Below are 14,972 nucleotides of genomic sequence, written 5' to 3' on the forward strand. Positions count from 1 at the left end.
ACGCCATCAGGCCTGCGCGATTGGCTGGAACAGCAGCCGCACGAAGGTGCGGAAGACCAGCAACTGGTCGGGCAGGCTCTTCGGCTCCTTCAACGCCTTTGAAAGTACGATGCCGCCTTCGAGCACGGTCGAAACCATGTCGGCGAGTTGGTCGGCGTCGAGCGCTTCGCGCGGGCGGTAGTGGCGCATGATATCGCGGAACATCGCCCCGAACCGCCGACGCCACATCAGCGCCGCCTGCCGGTTGATCTCCTGGATCTCTCGGTCGAAGGCACGCTCCTGCGTACACATCGTTGCGACCAGACACCCGGGATGGCCGTTCGGCAGGTCCGAGAGCAATTCCGACAGCAGCTTCAGGCCGAGCAGGAAAGCCTGCAGCGGGTCGTCCGCGAGATCGTGCGCCCGGCCGAAGATCTCGTCGTAGATCCGTTCGTCGTTCTCGATGTAGCGTTCCAGGAGTGCCTTGGCGAGTTCATTCTTGTCGCGGAAATGGTAGAAAAACCCGCTCTTGGTGATACCGGTTTCGGCAATCAGTTCGTCGATCGAGGTTGCCCCAAATCCCTTCGCCAGCACGGCGGCTTCGGCGACGTCGAGGATCCTCGTCCGCGTTTCCTCACCTTTTCGCATCATCCGCTCCTGTACCGCCGGTACGGTTTTCGGCTCTGAAAACGCCCATCACGTCCTCCGCCGCAACCGAAACAACACGGCAAGCGTTTGTTTTCACATCGATATCAGGATATTCCGCAAGTAGTATACCGCAACTCCTCTAGTTTAGCAGATGATAAAACGGCAGAAATTCATCCGATGCCCTACGTGGGACACCCCGCGGAAAGGGTGGAAAAGGGTGGAGCAACACATGGCCAAGTACAGATACGACTTGCCGCTGCTAAACGGAGGCACATTCCTTAGCGATGGCGGCATGGAGACGACGCTGATTTTTCACGACGGCGCCGAGCTTCCGCATTTCGCTTCCTTCGTGCTGTTGTCGTCGGCCGAAGGCCGCCGGAAGCTTCTGCAGTACTACACGCACTATCTCGACGTCGCCCGGCGTCACGATACCGGCTTCGTCCTCGACACTGCCACCTGGCGAGCCAATGCCGATTGGGGCGAGAAACTCGGCTACGACGCGGACGCATTGGCGGCAGCCAACCGCGACGCCGTCGATCTGCTGACCGGGCTCCGGGCCGAATACGAGCGGCCGCAAGCACCCATCGTCCTCAATGGCGCGATCGGCCCGCGCGGCGACGGTTACAAAGCCGGCAGGATGAGTGCTGACGAGGCTGAGGAATACCATGCGGCGCAGATTGCCACCTTCGCCGCAAGCGAAGCCGATATGGTATCAGGTGTTACCTTGAACAATGTCGACGAGGGTATCGGTGTTGCTCGCGCGGCCAGAACGCATGGCATGCCCTGCGCGATCTCCTTCACGGTCGAGACCGATGGCAGGCTGGTGACCGGCCGTTCGCTACAGGATGCAATCGAGAGCGTGGATGCGGCAACCGATGGCTATCCGCACTACTACATGATCAACTGCGCCCATCCGAGCCATTTCGATGGCGCGCTCGAACAGGGCCAATCCTGGGTCAAGCGTATCGGCGGCATTCGCGCCAACGCTTCGATGATGAGCCATGCCGAACTCGACGAGAGCGAGACGCTCGATGCGGGCGATCCGGCAGATCTCGCCCGGCGCTATCGGTCGCTGACCGGCCGCATGCCGCATCTGCGTGTGCTCGGCGGCTGCTGCGGCACCGACCACCGCCACATCGCCGCGATATGCGAAGTGTGCCTTCCTCGCGCAGCGCTCAGCGCCTGACGAAGACAACCGTCGTTCCTGCCCTCCGGCGGTACCTACCGGAGGGCAGGTGGATAAAGTCTCGGCCTCGCGGAACTATCGGCGCTCGTGTAGACTTGTCCCGATAGCAGTGACCCGTCGGCACTGCCCGGCGCGCGCAACGGGACAGAGAATGATGAACTACGTGCCCCCGCAACTGGCCTCCGAGACGGCCCCCTTCCCCTTCGACAACAGCTATGCGCGGTTGCCGGCGAACTTCTACGCCCGTGTCGAGCCGACGCCGGTTGCGGAGCCGTGGCTGATCAAGTTCAACCGAAAGCTCGCCGAAGAACTTGGCCTCGAGGCGGAAGCGCTCGAACGCGACGGCGCGGCGATCTTTTCGGGCAACAAGATCCCCCCTGGCGCGGAGCCGCTTGCCATGGCCTATGCCGGACACCAGTTCGGCACATTCGTCCCGCAACTCGGCGACGGTCGCGCCATCCTGCTTGGCGAAGTGATCGACCGCAGTGGAAAGCGACGCGACATCCAACTTAAGGGATCGGGGCAGACGCCCTATTCCCGCCGCGGCGACGGGCGGGCGGCACTCGGTCCGGTGCTGCGGGAATATATCATCAGCGAGGCGATGCACGCGCTCGGCATACCGACGACCCGCGCGCTCGCCGCCACCGTCACCGGCCAGCCGGTTTATCGGGAGCAAATCCTCCCCGGTGCTGTCTTCACCCGCGTCGCCGCCAGCCATATCCGTGTGGGGACGTTTCAATTCTTCGCCGCCCGCGGCGACATGGAATCGGTCAAAACGTTGGCCGATTACGTGATCGAACGCCATTATCCCGAGTTGAAGGACAGCGAAAAACCCTATTTCTCACTGTTCAAGGCAGTCGCCGCGCGCCAGGCGGAGTTGATTGCGCGCTGGCTCCACGTCGGCTTCATCCATGGCGTGATGAACACCGACAACATGACGGTGTCCGGCGAGACGATCGATTTCGGCCCTTGCGCCTTCATGGATGCCTATGACCCGAAGAAGGTGTTCAGCTCGATCGACCAGTTTGGCCGCTATGCCTATGCCAATCAGCCGGCCATCGGCCAGTGGAACCTCGCTCGGCTCGCCGAAACACTGGTGCCGTTGTTCGATCCGGTCGCCGACACTGCCGTCAATCTCGCCAACGATGCGCTTACCGAATACGGCTCGATCTTCCAGAAACATTGGCTCGACGGCATGCGACGCAAGATCGGACTCGCGACCGAAGAGGATGGCGATCTCGATCTGATCCAATCGCTCCTCACACTGATGCATGAGGGCAATGCCGATTTTACGCTTGTCTTCCGACGCCTCGCGGCATCCGCCGAAGATAACGGCGCCGATCCGGCACTCGTCGAACTTTTTGAGAAGCCGGGTACAGTTTCGCCCTGGCTTGGCGACTGGCGCGAGCGCCTGACCCGCGAAACACTCGACACCAGTGCGCGCGCCGCTGCGATGCGCACCGCAAACCCGGCTTTCATTCCTCGCAATCACCGCGTGGAACAGGCGATCGACGCGGCCACACGGGATGCAGATTTCTCGCTGTTCGAAGCACTGCTCGATGTCACGTCCAGACCCTATGAGGACCGACCCGAGCACGAAGCCTACGCCGCACCGCCGCAGGCTGGCGAAGAAGTGCTGCAGACCTTCTGCGGTACCTAAGCGGCAGCCCCCGACCGGTCATAAACCTTCGCGACTCGTTGCGACCTCCGTATTCTTGCAACTCCGCAGAGTGGGGCCATTGAAAGGCACGCTCCATGCGTTAGCTCCTCAGGTGGAGTCGTCCGATGGCGGTTGACTGCGATCAAGACGACCGCCTTCGGGCTGCTCGGGTCCGCCCGCAAGATCTTTAATTCGGGGATTTGAACACATGCTCATCGTGCTGACGGCCATTCTCTTCGCCCTGATCGGTCTTGCGGTCGGTGCCGGAGGAATCAGGCTGCTGATGCTGGGCGGCAGCCCCTACTACCTGCTTGCGGGCCTGGGTTTCCTGCTGACCGCGTTTTTGCTTTTCCGCCGGCAGGCCGCCGCTCTCTGGGTCTATGCACTCGTCGTCGTGGGCTCTCTCGCCTGGGCCGTCTGGGAGGTCGGCTTCGACTGGTGGCAACTCGGCCCTCGCGGCGGCATCATCATCCTGCTCGGTCTCTGGCTGCTTACTCCCTGGATCCGACGCCCCCTCGGCTTCGTCAGTCCCTCCGGCGCGCACTACAGCGCTACGGCATGGCCGCTCGCCGTCGCCAGCCTCGTTTCCATCGGCGTCGCCATATTCGCGATGACGCAGGATCCGCACGATATCCGCGGCGAGTTGCCGAGCGACGCGGTCGCGGCAAACGCCAACCTCGGCGGAAATGTGCCTCCAGGCGAGTGGCACCAGTACGGCCGCACGCCCTTTGGCCAGCGATACTCGCCGCTCGACCAGATCAATGCGGAAAATGTCGCCAACCTCAGGGTCGCATGGCAATACCAGACGGGCGACGTGAAGCGACCAGATGACGTCGGCGAGACCACCTATCAGGTCACGCCGCTCAAGGTGAAGGACACGCTTTACCTCTGCACGCCGCACAACTGGGCGATCGCGCTCGACGCGGCCACCGGACAGGAAAAGTGGAAATACGATTCCAACTCCGGCATGAACCCCGACCGCCAGCACCAGACCTGCCGCGGCGTCACCTATTGGGCCGATCCGGCGGCCGCTCCCGGCGGCCCCTGCGCCGAGCGCGTCTACCTGCCGACCTCCGATGCGCGCCTGATTGCGCTCGACGCCGCAAACGGCGAGGTCTGCACCAGCTTTGCCGACAATGGCGTCCTGCATCTGGAACAGGGAATGCGGTACAATCCGGCCGGCTATTACTACTCGACGTCGCCGCCGGTCGCGGTCGCCGGCAAGATCATCGTCGGCGGTGCCGTCAACGACAATTACTCGACGCAGGAGCAATCCGGCGTCATCCGCGCCTTCGACATCAACAGCGGCGCGCTGCTGTGGAACTGGGACAGCGGCAACCCCGACCAGACGGCGCCCCTGCCAGCCGGTCAGTTCTACACGACGAATTCCCCGAACAGCTGGTCGGTTTCCTCGGTCGACGAAGGTCTTGGCCTGATCTATGTGCCGCTTGGCAACCAGGTGCCGGACCAGCTCGGCATGGGCCGAAGCGAGCATGTCGAGAAATATTCCTCCTCGATCGTCGCCCTCGACATCAACACGGGTGCGATGCGCTGGGTACGCCAGACGGTCCACCATGACCTGTGGGACATGGACGTGCCTGCGCAGCCGTCGCTCATCGACATCACCAAGGAGGATGGCACGGTCGTGCCGGCGCTCGTCGGGCCGACCAAGCAGGGCGACCTCTATGTACTCGACCGGCGAAGCGGCGAGCCGATCATTCCGGTCGAGGAAGTGGCCGCACCCGGCGGCGCAATTCCGGAGGACTTCACCGCTCCAACGCAGCCGGTATCCGGCCTCACCTTCATGCCCGCTCCGCTCGAAGAGCACGACATGTGGGGCATCACCATGTTCGACCAGCTCGCCTGCCGCATCGCCTTCCGGTCGCTGAAATACGAGGGCCGGTATACGCCGCCTTCGCTCGAGGGGACGCTGGTCTATCCCGGCAATTTCGGCACCTTCAACTGGGGTTCGGTCGCGGTCGACCCGGAGCGGCAGGTGCTGTTCGGCATGCCGACCTATCTCGCCTTCACGTCCCGGCTCGTGCCGCGCGACCAGATCCCGCCGAAGCAGGAGGGCGAAACGGGCAGCGAACAGGGCCTGAACCGCAATGAAGGTGCGCCCTATGGGGTCTACATGGGCCCGTTCCTCGGTCCGCTGCAGATCCCCTGCCAGGCTCCTCCATGGGGCTATGTCGCGGGCGCCGATCTCAGAACCGGCAAGATCGCCTACAAGCACAAGAACGGCACCGTCTATGACATGACGCCGCTACCGATCCCCTTCAAGCTAGGTGTGCCGGGCATCGGCGGACCGATCATCACCAAGGGCGGCGTTGCCTTCCTGGGTGCTGCGGTCGACAACTATCTGAGGGCATACGACGTCACCACAGGAAGCCAGCTCTGGGAGACACGGCTGCCGGCAGGCGGGCAGTCGACGCCAATGACCTACACCGTCGGCGACAAACAATACGTGCTGATGGTCGCAGGCGGGCACGGTTCGGTCGGCACCAAGCCGGGCGACTACGTCATTGCCTACACCCTGCCCTGACCTCGCCGGGTGGTTGCATCGAAAGGCTCGCGCAAGCCACCGTAGACAGGCTCCCTCGGAACATTAGATCCGGGAATTCCCATGAAAATCGAAGGCAGCCTTTCCAACTACTACCTTTCGCAGCGCCGCCCCGTCGCAAGCAACCTTCCCCCGCTCGAAGAAACCGGCGGTGATCAAGCGCAGCGTCGTTCGCCACCCACCATTGCACCCGCCTCGCCTTCCGCCTCGCTTTCAAGCGCACTCTGGCTATCGCTCGCCACCGACGAAACGGCCGCTTCCTCGATCACCGAGGGCAAGTCGCCGTTCGGCTCGAGCGTTGCCGACGAGTTTCTCGAATGGTCGAAAAAGTCGTTAGCCGAAAAAATCCGGGCGCAGTATCTCGAAGCACATGGGTTGACGGAGGAGAGCCTGGAAACGATGCCGTCCGAGGAACGCGCAGCTATCGAGGAAGAAATCCGCAAGGCGGTCGCTGAAAGCCTCGGCATCGAGGAACAGGCGAGCGACACTGCATCGGACATCGCCGAAAACGCTGCCGAAGCCTGACTATCCCGGATGCCGTCGGTTATTCCAGGAAAAGTGTGCAACGGTTTTCCTGGAATTGTGTAGCTTCAAAGGGTTAGCTCAAACCATTCCTGCAACAATCTCTCCGACTTCGGCGAAGACGGGATTCAGTTCCTTCACTGGCGCCTTCGCCTCGGCAATGTAGACCGTTATCAGGATCGGCCCGCGATCCTTTGGCCAGACGACGGCGATGTCCGATGCCGCGCCGGTCGCGCTCGTCCCGGTCTTGTCGCCGATACGCCAATCCTTCGGCATGCCGGCACGAAGGCGGGCGTCACCGGTCTTGTTGGCGACCATCCAGTCGATGAACTGCATGCGGGAAGTCTCCGACAAAACCGGGTCGAGCGTCAGGCCGCCGAGGGTTTCAAGCATGGCACCCGGCGTCGTCGTGTCGCGCGGGTCTCCCGGCTTCGCCTCGTTGAGCTCGGGCTCGGTACGATCAAGCCGGGTCGTCTGATCGTTGATCGATCGCAGCCAGGTCGTCAGCCCTGCCGGTCCACCGAAACTTTCGAGCAGCAGGTTACCTGCGGCGTTGTCGCTGATCGTAATCGCCGCCTCGCAGAGCTCGGCGACCGTCATGCCATCGCCTCCCACGTACTTCTCCGTTACCGGCGAATAGGGGACCAGTGCGTCCTTGCCGAATTTGATTCGCCGGTCGAGCTTTTCCTCCCCTCGATCCACACGGGCCAACACACAGGCCGCGGCCAACGCCTTGAAGGTCGAGCACATGGCAAAGCGCTCGCTTTCCCTGTGGCCGAAGGAGATGTTCGTTTCCGTGTCGAGCACCGCAACGCCGAGGCGGCCGCCGGTGCGCTTTTCGAGTTCGCCGAGCTGCTTAGAAACATCGTCATTCGTTCCGGCAACGGCGCGCGCCGTGCTCGCCAGAACGAGCGCCGGATAGAGCATCGCAGAGCCGACCAGCATGGTGCGGCGATTGATGAAACAGGGCACGTTCTTCCTCCGTATTGGGCGTGCGGCTTTCGCCACGCACACCTCTAAATTATTGATAGTGAATATGTATTCCCGCCGAGCCGGCCACGACAAGCGGCGGTTGCGAAGCAAGTCGCTAAGCGGCAAATATGGCGGCCTTGTGCTCGCCCCTGTCGGGACCGCCCCCGCCGTCCGGTTGCGGGGCGTCGAAAGAAAATGCTATGGCGAAGCCGTTGAAGTTGAAGGACGAGATCCGTGCGCCTCATCCGTTAGCGACGTTAACTGGCAAATCCGAACCGCCGCTGTACGCGCCCCGCCTCGCGGGCGCTTTCGTGCGGCTGCTTCTGCCAGACCGCGCTAAGGTGCACAAACAAGGACGTGGGCCCCCGGCGGTCGCTTCAAGGATCAAATTCATGACAATCGACAACGGATATTCTTCCGAGGCGGGGCATCTTCATTCCGGTCCCTTCGACCTCGGCTACAAGATCGAAGGCAGCGGTCCGACGCTGCTCATCATCGGCAGCGCCGTCTATTATCCAAGGACGTTTTCACAGTCGCTTCGGCGTCACCTGCGGCTCGTCTTTGCCGACCATCGCGGTTTCGCGCCCTCTCAAGGTAACCTGTCGACGGTCGATGCCAGCTTCGAGGCCGTCATCGAGGACATCGAACGCATGAGGGAGCATCTCGGGCTTGAGCGCTTCGCTATCCTCGGCCATTCCGGGCATGGCTACATGGCGCTCGAATATGCGAAGCGTCATCCGGACCGCGTCAGCCATGTTGTCATGGTCGCCACCGGTCCGAGCCATTCGCCACGGCACATGGCCGCCGCGGATCGGCTCTGGGCGGAGACGGTAGCGCCTGAGCGCAAGGCCATTTTCGACCGCGAGATGGCCATCCTCGGCAGCGACATTGCCGAAAAGCCGGAAGAGCGGTTCAAATCGCTGCTGATCAGGCTTGGTGCGAAAAGCTGGTACGATGCGGCTTTCGACGCCCGACCGCTCTGGGAGGGCGTCACGGTCAACAAGCTCGTCTTCGATCATCTATGGGGCGAGGTCTTCCGCGATATCGACTTAAGGCAGGGGCTCGATCGACTGAAAATACCGATCATGCTTGCACTCGGCCGCTTCGACTATCTCGTTGCACCCGCGAGCACCTGGGACGAATACCGCGCGGATGTCTCCGATCTGACCATCCGCCTTTTCGAAAAGAGCGGTCACACGCCGCAACTGGAGCAGAGCGCGGCTTTCGACGACGCACTTCTCGAATTTCTGGGACGCCGTTGAGAAGCAGGGAGGCCTCCACTGCATGTTTCCTTAAGTCGCTGCCGATTTAAGGACAAAAACATGCAGCACTTCAAAGTGCTACAGCGTCATTTGCGCGTCTGATGAGACGCGCGGCGCTGTAGGCCCCTCCCCGCTCTATTGCTGGGAGAATGCCGCCGCCCTATCTAGATACTCCAGCGACTATAGATATGAGGCGACAGCATGTATTCGATCGGCGACCTCTCCCGCCGCACCGGAGTCAAAATCCCGACCATCCGCTATTACGAACAGATGGGATTGCTCGAGGCACCTGAGCGCTCGGAAGGCAACCAGCGGCGTTATGAAAAACGCGAGCTCGAACGACTGGCGTTCATCCGTCATGCGCGCGACCTGGGCCTCTCGATCGAGGCGATCCGCGATCTTCTGGCACTCAGCCAGCATCCGGAACGCCCTTGCGGCGAGGCGGACCGCATCGCCACCGAACACCTTGCCTCGGTACGCGAAAAGATCGCCAGACTGCGGAGGCTGGAAAGTGAACTGGAGCGCATCGTCGCCTGCCATGGCGACCATACGATTGGCGACTGCTACGTGATCCGGGCACTGGCCGACCATTCAATGTGCGGCACCGACCACTGAGATCAGATCCGCAGGTGCGAGAAATCCCCGTTGACAAAATCGCGGAAATGGCGAATCTACGCGCATGATCAAGAACGCACCCATCTCCCGCGTGTATTTTTGGCTGTTCCGATAGGAGCGGCCTGCTGATCATATTCAACAAGGCCGCCATCAGGCGGCTTTTGTTTTTCACGGCACCTGATGGCGGCAGAACCATAGGAGCCGAGAATGCTGCAGACCGCCGTCCCTTCCCTTCCTCCCATACCAACGACACGTCCACCGATGGTGACGATCCGTTGCGCCAAACCGCGCGATCTTCCCGAGTTGCACGAAATGATTGTCGAGCTCGCCGCGCATCACGGTGACGCCGCGCCGATCACGCCGGAACGGCTTGAACGCGACCTCTTCGGCCGCGCCCCCTGGATCACGGCGCTTGTCGCCGAAGCCGGCAACCGGTTGATCGGCTACGCCATTCTCGTCCCGACCTACCGGGCGGCCGAGGGCGTACGGGGCATGGAACTGCACCACCTCTTCGTCCGGCCCGGCCATCGTGGCACGGGCATCGGCCGCCACCTCGTTGCGAAGGCACGCGAACAGGCGCGCATGGCCGGCTGCGACTATCTTTCGGTCAGCGCGGCCACCGGCAATTTCCAGGCGCATCGCTTCTACGAATCCGAACGCTTCGTACCTCGACCTGTCACCGGCATGCGCTATATGCAGAAACTTGGCTGAACGGGAGGGCTCATGCGCCTCGCAATCGTTCTGACAGAAGGCTTTGCCGACTGGGAATGCGCGCTGCTGATGGCTACGGCGCGCACCGAGCTCGGTCTCGACGTGCTGATCGCCACGCCCGGTGGCACAGTGGTGACGTCGATGGGCGGCCTTCACATCACGCCGCACCTGCCGACGAAAACCCTGGCGCCGGCGGAGTTCGACGCTCTCGTGCTCTGTGGTGGTTCAACCTGGGAAACCGCCGCCGCCCCCAATCTCACCGCGACGATCCGCGCCTTCCATGCGGAAGACCGCGTCGTCGCGGGGATTTGCGGCGCAACGCTTGCGCTTGCCGCCAGCGGCATTCTCAACGAGGCGGACCATACGGGCAACTCGGCGGAAAGCCTTTCGGCGGTGGCCGGCTATCACGGGCACGAGCACTATCGCGAGCAGCCGCAGGCAGTTCGAAGCGGCCGGCTGGTGACGGCTGCGGGCACTGCCCCGATCAGCTTTACGGCCGAGATTTTTCACGCCCTCGGTGTCGGCTCCGAGGCGCTTGACGAATATCTCTCCCTCTACGGCAAGGAGCACGCGGCCGTTCAAGCCGCACGATAGTGCCGTTCCAGAGCCTTCAAAGCGCCGGGATGGCCTTCAGGTAGGCGGCAATAGCCTCGCGGTCGGAGGGCGAAAGCTTCGCCAGGTTCTTCTGTACATCGACCATCGAACCGCCGACCGTATCGAATTCCGGCGTGAAGCCGGTCTCCAGATAGGAGGCAATGTCGGATGCACTCCAACTGCCGATGCTCCTCGAGCCCGGCGTGATGTCGGGAATACGACCTTCCCCTTCGGGATTCGGCGCGCCGGCCAACCATCTATCCGGCTCGAACCCGCCGAGCGCGTTGCGCGGCGTGTGGCACTCGCCGCAGTGGCCGGGCCCTTCGACGAGATACTGCCCGCGGGCGAGCTTCGCGTCAGCCGTATTCACCTCGGCGCGCGGTTCGTCGGTTAAGAACAGCAGCTTCCAGGCGCCGAGCGCCATGCGGACATTATAAGGGAACGGCAAGTCATGCGGCGGCGCCACGTTGCTGCTCTTCGGCAGCGTCTGCAGATATCCCCAGAGATCGTTGATGTCCTTGGCGGTCATGCGCGCATAGGAGCCGTAAGGGAATGATGGGTAAAGGTGCTCGCCATTTTTTCCGACGCCGCGCGTCATGGCGTTGCCGAACTCCGCAAGCGTCCAGTCACCGATGCCGGCGCTTTCATCGGGCGAAATGTTCGGAATATTGAAAGTACCGAAAGGACTTTTCAGCGCCCGACCGCCAGCAAGCACGAGCCGGGCATCATCCTTCGCTCCCGGCGCGGCGTGACAACTGACGCAGCCGCCGGCCCAGAAGACCTGCTCGCCATTGGCGAGATCCGGTTCGCCAAGTCCTTGCCAATGGGCTTCGTCCCACGGCGCAGGTTTCGTCAGCCACCAAAAAACGCCGGCGCCGGCAAGCGCCAGCACGACCAGACCGGATAGCAGTTTCGTTGTTCGCCGGCCCATCAGGCCTCCCGATGCTGGAAAGACAGACAGGATGCGCCGGCAGAGCCGGCGCATCGCAACCGATCAGAATGAAGGAACGGCGTCTCAGTCCTTTTTCAGCCGGTAGCTCTCATGACAGCTGGAACAGTCCTTGCCGAGGATGCCAAGGGCGGCGCCAACACCGGCCTGGTCGGAAGGAAGCTGGGCAAGCAGCGTGCTCGCGTCAGTTCCAAGCTTGGCGGCCTTGGCCTTGAAATCATCCATGTTTTCCCAGATCTTCGGGCTGGCTTCGGTTTCCAGACCGGTTTCCGAGCCCGCCGGGAAATGATTCGGGAAGACCTTCACGGTCTCGCTGATCGTCGTCAGCGATGCCTTTACGATTTCCGCATCGTAGGGTTTTTCACCCTTGGCAATGCCGTTCAACGCACCGGCAGCTTGCCCTACCTTCTTCATCAGCTGCTGGCGCACTGCCTGCGGCTCGTCCGCCGCAGTGACGGCAGTGACACCCAATCCCGCGAGGGCCGCAGCAAGCATAAGTGCTCGTATCTTCATCATGATCTCCCGGTCATTCGAACCCGCATCTGCGGCGTCCTGTTGAGGCGCGGGCATGATGGCATTTTGGTCTTTCGACGGAAGTAACATTTTTTTGATGTTCTTGTCATTCCAGCATAATTTGGCTCCAACACCGCATTACCGCCGTCTGTCGCGTGCCGGAAGACAGCGTGAACACGACAGCCATGTTTTAATACTTGGGAGCGATCTGCCGCCGGCGTCCTACCGGGCACCTGCCCAACCCTGCCATACGGTCAAGACCGCAACTATGACCAGCACGACGCCGGCAGCCCGTCCGATCGCCACTGTTGCGCCCGGACTGCCGACAAGCAGGTCACGGCCGCGCCCGGCGGCAAGGGCTAGCCCGCCATAGACGGCAAGCTGCGTAAACGCGATCATCAGCGCCATGACGGCCGCTTGCGACCAGACCGGACCGAATTGCGGCTTCAGGAACTGCGGATAGACAGCCAGCATGAAGAGATAGGCCTTGGGATTCATCAGGCTTGTCAGCGCGCCCTGGCGAAAGCTCGCCCAGCGCGACAGGTGCACAGCCTTTTCGATGCCGCCGATCGTGATCGAACTGCGTAAAAGCGAGAAGCCGATCCAGGCGATGTAAAGGGCACCGGCGACAAGCAGTACGTTGAAGAGCTGCGGCACCAGATGCAGGACGACGCTGACGCCGAGCGCGGCATAGAGCGTATGCAGCACGCCGCCGGCCATGATGCCGGCCGTTGCCGACAGGCCGGACGCCCGTCCGCCGGTCAACGAATTGGCCAGGACGAAGACCATGTCCATGCCGGGCACGATGATGATGCCGAAGAGAAGGGTGAAGAAAAGCCAGAGGTTTTCCGTGTAGCTCATGTCAGTTGTCCGTGAGATTTCCATGTGACGGGTGGGCGGATTGTCGATTCTTCAATCCGTTGACACGTGTTATACCGCCCTACAACTGACAGGGATTTGTCAGGAGGCTTTGAGGCGACGGAGGTTTTTTCGTGCGCAAGGCATCGCGCCTCTTTGAAATCATCCAGATCCTGCGGCTCGCCAGGAAGCCGGTGACGGCTGCGGAAATTGCCGAAGCGCTGGAGGTTACGCCCCGCTCGATCTACCGCGATATCGCGGCCCTTCAGGCAATGCGGGTGCCGATCGAGGGCGAACGCGGCATCGGCTATATCTTGAGGCCAGGCTTCGATCTGCCTCCTTTGATGTTCTCCATCGAAGAGACGGAGGCGATCGTGCTCGCGCTTGCGCTGCTGGCACGCACGGGCGACGAGGAACTGAAGGCCGCAGCGCGGCGCGTGAACCAGAAGATCACCGGCGCCGTTCCCGAGCCGCTCCGCCGAGCATTCCAGTCTCAGGCACTGCACGCCTGGGGTACCATAGCACCGCCACCGCCCGCCATCGATCTTGCCATAGTTCGCCGCGCGATCCGTGACGAGCAGAAGCTTGCGCTGGATTATCGCGATGAGCTCGGGCGAGCCACGGAACGCACAGTGCGCCCGCTGGCGCTGATCTATTATTCGGAGCACGCGATGATGGTCGCCTGGTGCGAACTGCGCCACGGCATCCGCAACTTCCGCGCCGACCGGGTGGAGCACTGCGAACCGGTGGACGATTTCTTCCACGACGAGGGCAACCGGCTGAGGCAAATGTGGATCGCCGGTTGGAAAGTGAATGCCGTTCCGTCGCTCGAGACGGGGGATGCGTAAGAATTTGCCCCTCATCCGGCCTGCGGCCACCTTCTCCCCGCACGCGGGGCGAAGGAGACTCACGGCGGCGTTTCGGCACCAGTATCCCCTCTCCCCGCCTGCGGGGAGAGGGCTAGCGCATCGGCCCGAAAATCGGACCCGATTTTCGGAAGGCACGATGCGTGGATTCAAAGAGTTACAGCGACCTTTGTGCGTCCTAAAGGACGCACGGCGCTGTAGGGTGAGGGGCAAACTGCAGGCCTCTCAAAAACGAAAAGACCCGGCGCAAGCGCCGGGCCGAACTCGCCGAAAGACGATGCCGCTTACTTCGCCGCAGCTTCGTACATTTCGAGCACGTAATCCCAGTTAATGAGATTGTCGACGAACGCCTCCAGGTACTTCGGGCGGGCGTTGCGATAATCGATGTAGTAGGAGTGCTCCCAGACATCGACGCCGAGGATCGGCGACGCGCCGTGAACGAGCGGGTTTTCGCCGTTCGGGGTCTTCGAGATTTCAAGCTTGCCGTTCTTGACCGAGAGCCATGCCCAGCCGGAGCCGAACTGGCCGGTGCCGGCGGCGATGAAATCGGCGCGGAACTTGTCGTAGCCGCCAAGGTCGGACTTGATGGCCGCGTCGAGCTTGCCCGGCAGGCTGGTGCCGCCGCCGCCCTTCTTCATCCACTTCCAGAAATGGATGTGGTTGTAGTGCTGGCCGGCATTGTTGAACAGCGGCTGATTCGTCCCATAGGACTTCTTGACGACTTCCTCGAGCGAAAGACCGGAAAGACCGGCTTCCTCGGCGAGCTTGTTGCCGTTCGTCACGTAAGCGAGGTGATGCTTGTCGTGATGATATTCGAGCGTTTCGCGCGACATGTAGGGGGCGAGCGCATCGTAGTCATAGGGAAGGTTCGGCAATTCGAAAGCCATTGTGGCATCTCCTCTTGGTATGGATTTCGTCAAGGAAATCTGTGAGCGGGAACATAGGCACCGGCATAGACCGAGGCAACCGATGCGGTGCCAAAATTTCTCTGCCACACGCAAAATACTTTCGTTGCGTTTCCAGCGAACCCCTCTCCGTGGCAAATTCTCGTCAAGACCGGCACCTCGCAGCGAA

15 protein-coding genes are annotated in these 14,972 nt (G+C 62.0%); 9 read left to right on the forward strand and 6 right to left on the reverse strand.

All coding sequences use genetic code 11. From position 1 onward, the window contains the following. Window positions 1–6 precede the first annotated feature (6 nt). On the reverse strand, window positions 7–627 hold the full coding sequence (locus tag ILFOPFJJ_RS10590) for a TetR/AcrR family transcriptional regulator (protein ID WP_173510510.1): 621 nt from the start codon (window positions 625–627) through the stop codon (window positions 7–9). A gap of 229 nt (window positions 628–856) precedes the next feature. Between ILFOPFJJ_RS10590 and ILFOPFJJ_RS10595 the strand changes: the two genes are divergently transcribed. The 4 genes from ILFOPFJJ_RS10595 (at window position 857) to ILFOPFJJ_RS10610 (ending at window position 6,561) form a co-directional block, all read left to right on the forward strand. Beyond that, window positions 857–1,813 (forward strand): homocysteine S-methyltransferase family protein, encoded by a 957-nt coding sequence (locus ILFOPFJJ_RS10595; RefSeq protein WP_173510511.1) that lies wholly within the window; start codon window positions 857–859, stop codon window positions 1,811–1,813. A gap of 154 nt (window positions 1,814–1,967) precedes the next feature. Beyond that, window positions 1,968–3,473, forward strand: coding sequence for a protein adenylyltransferase SelO (locus ILFOPFJJ_RS10600; protein WP_173510512.1), 1,506 nt, complete (start codon window positions 1,968–1,970; stop codon window positions 3,471–3,473). A 208-nt stretch (window positions 3,474–3,681) separates the two neighbouring features. Then, window positions 3,682–6,018, forward strand: coding sequence for a glucose/quinate/shikimate family membrane-bound PQQ-dependent dehydrogenase (locus ILFOPFJJ_RS10605; protein WP_173510513.1), 2,337 nt, complete (start codon window positions 3,682–3,684; stop codon window positions 6,016–6,018). An 81-nt stretch (window positions 6,019–6,099) separates the two neighbouring features. Then, window positions 6,100–6,561 carry a hypothetical protein gene (locus tag ILFOPFJJ_RS10610; RefSeq protein ID WP_173510514.1) on the forward strand — a complete coding sequence of 154 codons (462 nt, stop codon included), beginning with the start codon at window positions 6,100–6,102 and terminating at the stop codon, window positions 6,559–6,561. Window positions 6,562–6,639: 78 nt separating this feature from the next. Here the strand turns inward: ILFOPFJJ_RS10610 and bla are convergent, their stop codons facing one another. Beyond that, a complete protein-coding gene (bla, locus tag ILFOPFJJ_RS10615) occupies window positions 6,640–7,530 on the reverse strand; it encodes a class A beta-lactamase (protein WP_173510515.1) in 891 nt (296 codons plus the stop codon). 392 nt (window positions 7,531–7,922) lie between these two features. Between bla and ILFOPFJJ_RS10620 the strand changes: the two genes are divergently transcribed. The 4 genes from ILFOPFJJ_RS10620 to ILFOPFJJ_RS10635 all read left to right on the forward strand — a co-directional run bounded on the left by ILFOPFJJ_RS10620 (window position 7,923) and on the right by ILFOPFJJ_RS10635 (window position 10,712). Continuing rightward, on the forward strand, window positions 7,923–8,792 hold the full coding sequence (locus tag ILFOPFJJ_RS10620; RefSeq protein WP_173510516.1) for an alpha/beta hydrolase: 870 nt from the start codon (window positions 7,923–7,925) through the stop codon (window positions 8,790–8,792). 201 nt (window positions 8,793–8,993) lie between these two features. Beyond that, entirely contained in the window at window positions 8,994–9,407 is a 414-nt protein-coding gene (locus ILFOPFJJ_RS10625; protein ID WP_173510517.1) for a MerR family transcriptional regulator, read from the forward strand. Window positions 9,408–9,614: 207 nt separating this feature from the next. Next, window positions 9,615–10,118, forward strand: coding sequence for a GNAT family N-acetyltransferase (locus tag ILFOPFJJ_RS10630; RefSeq protein WP_173510518.1), 504 nt, complete (start codon window positions 9,615–9,617; stop codon window positions 10,116–10,118). A gap of 12 nt (window positions 10,119–10,130) precedes the next feature. Continuing rightward, window positions 10,131–10,712: a DJ-1/PfpI family protein gene (locus tag ILFOPFJJ_RS10635; RefSeq protein ID WP_173510519.1), complete on the forward strand. Its 582-nt coding sequence runs from the start codon at window positions 10,131–10,133 to the stop codon at window positions 10,710–10,712. Between the two features lie 16 nt (window positions 10,713–10,728). Here the strand turns inward: ILFOPFJJ_RS10635 and ILFOPFJJ_RS10640 are convergent, their stop codons facing one another. The 3 genes from ILFOPFJJ_RS10640 to ILFOPFJJ_RS10650 form a co-directional block, all read right to left on the reverse strand. After that, complete coding sequence (locus tag ILFOPFJJ_RS10640) at window positions 10,729–11,643, reverse strand: c-type cytochrome (protein WP_173510520.1); 915 nt, start codon at window positions 11,641–11,643, stop codon at window positions 10,729–10,731. A gap of 84 nt (window positions 11,644–11,727) precedes the next feature. Then, window positions 11,728–12,174 (reverse strand): c-type cytochrome, encoded by a 447-nt coding sequence (locus ILFOPFJJ_RS10645; protein ID WP_173510521.1) that lies wholly within the window; start codon window positions 12,172–12,174, stop codon window positions 11,728–11,730. Window positions 12,175–12,396: 222 nt separating this feature from the next. Then, window positions 12,397–13,035: a LysE family translocator gene (locus ILFOPFJJ_RS10650; protein ID WP_173510522.1), complete on the reverse strand. Its 639-nt coding sequence runs from the start codon at window positions 13,033–13,035 to the stop codon at window positions 12,397–12,399. 131 nt (window positions 13,036–13,166) lie between these two features. On the opposite strand from ILFOPFJJ_RS10650, the gene ILFOPFJJ_RS10655 reads away from it, so the two are divergent. Further along, window positions 13,167–13,880 carry a helix-turn-helix transcriptional regulator gene (locus ILFOPFJJ_RS10655; RefSeq protein WP_173510523.1) on the forward strand — a complete coding sequence of 238 codons (714 nt, stop codon included), beginning with the start codon at window positions 13,167–13,169 and terminating at the stop codon, window positions 13,878–13,880. Window positions 13,881–14,182: 302 nt separating this feature from the next. Here ILFOPFJJ_RS10655 and ILFOPFJJ_RS10660 read toward each other — a convergent pair whose 3' ends face one another. Continuing rightward, complete coding sequence (locus tag ILFOPFJJ_RS10660; RefSeq protein ID WP_173510524.1) at window positions 14,183–14,785, reverse strand: superoxide dismutase; 603 nt, start codon at window positions 14,783–14,785, stop codon at window positions 14,183–14,185. Between the last annotated feature and the right edge of the window lie 187 nt (window positions 14,786–14,972).

The sequence above is a fragment of the Sinorhizobium psoraleae genome (assembly GCF_013283645.1).
Classification (GTDB): Bacteria; Pseudomonadota; Alphaproteobacteria; order Rhizobiales; family Rhizobiaceae; genus Sinorhizobium; species Sinorhizobium psoraleae.

Excerpts from the sequence above, each read along its gene's own strand:
- ILFOPFJJ_RS10590 (WP_173510510.1), bottom strand. The coding sequence starts at position 627 with ATGCGAAAAGGTGAGGAAACGCGGACGAGGATCCTCGACGTCGCCGAA.
- ILFOPFJJ_RS10595 (WP_173510511.1), top strand. The coding sequence starts at position 857 with ATGGCCAAGTACAGATACGACTTGCCGCTGCTAAACGGAGGCACATTC.
- ILFOPFJJ_RS10600 (WP_173510512.1), top strand. The coding sequence starts at position 1,968 with ATGAACTACGTGCCCCCGCAACTGGCCTCCGAGACGGCCCCCTTCCCC.
- ILFOPFJJ_RS10605 (WP_173510513.1), top strand. The coding sequence starts at position 3,682 with ATGCTCATCGTGCTGACGGCCATTCTCTTCGCCCTGATCGGTCTTGCG.
- ILFOPFJJ_RS10610 (WP_173510514.1), top strand. The coding sequence starts at position 6,100 with ATGAAAATCGAAGGCAGCCTTTCCAACTACTACCTTTCGCAGCGCCGC.
- ILFOPFJJ_RS10620 (WP_173510516.1), top strand. The coding sequence starts at position 7,923 with ATGACAATCGACAACGGATATTCTTCCGAGGCGGGGCATCTTCATTCC.
- ILFOPFJJ_RS10625 (WP_173510517.1), top strand. The coding sequence starts at position 8,994 with ATGTATTCGATCGGCGACCTCTCCCGCCGCACCGGAGTCAAAATCCCG.
- ILFOPFJJ_RS10630 (WP_173510518.1), top strand. The coding sequence starts at position 9,615 with ATGCTGCAGACCGCCGTCCCTTCCCTTCCTCCCATACCAACGACACGT.
- ILFOPFJJ_RS10635 (WP_173510519.1), top strand. The coding sequence starts at position 10,131 with ATGCGCCTCGCAATCGTTCTGACAGAAGGCTTTGCCGACTGGGAATGC.
- ILFOPFJJ_RS10640 (WP_173510520.1), bottom strand. The coding sequence starts at position 11,643 with ATGGGCCGGCGAACAACGAAACTGCTATCCGGTCTGGTCGTGCTGGCG.
- ILFOPFJJ_RS10645 (WP_173510521.1), bottom strand. The coding sequence starts at position 12,174 with ATGAAGATACGAGCACTTATGCTTGCTGCGGCCCTCGCGGGATTGGGT.
- ILFOPFJJ_RS10650 (WP_173510522.1), bottom strand. The coding sequence starts at position 13,035 with ATGAGCTACACGGAAAACCTCTGGCTTTTCTTCACCCTTCTCTTCGGC.
- ILFOPFJJ_RS10660 (WP_173510524.1), bottom strand. The coding sequence starts at position 14,785 with ATGGCTTTCGAATTGCCGAACCTTCCCTATGACTACGATGCGCTCGCC.